Raw genomic sequence first — 434 nt, forward strand, 5'->3', positions numbered from 1 at the left:
TTGTGCTCCACCCATATCTCCCCGTACGGCGTGTACTCTATCCTCTCGTGCAAATCCCCGGAGCGCGTCGTCGTCAGCTGCGCGCTTCCCAAGTGGTCGCTATGATACCAGTACTGGTGCTCCATCTCAAAGCTTAGGTTGCCTTCGGTGCTTCCGTTTATCTCCTTGTTGCTCTTCGTCGCTATGCGGCTCTCCCCCACGAATATGTGCTTGCTCTGCAGCCACTCCTTCCCGTTCCCGCTTGTGCTCGTCTGCCACATATTGTTAAAATACAGCGTCTCGTTTCTTGTCTCTTCCGTATATTTTACCCTTCTCTGCCCGTCGTAGCCGTAACGGTAGTTTACAGTCCAATGGTTGTCTTTCGTCCTTAAAAGCTGGTTGCGGTAATCCCACGCGTAACGCCTTTCATACACGCTGTTTGCCTTGTTTCCGCT

Annotated in this window: 1 pseudogene; it reads right to left on the reverse strand. The window is 52.5% G+C overall.

Annotated features, from left to right (window positions below):
• Window positions 1-434, reverse strand: a pseudogene (locus ACYVTD_RS16995) (RHS repeat-associated core domain-containing protein); the annotation flags it as partial.

It is taken from the genome of Treponema sp. R6D11 (assembly GCF_054786075.1).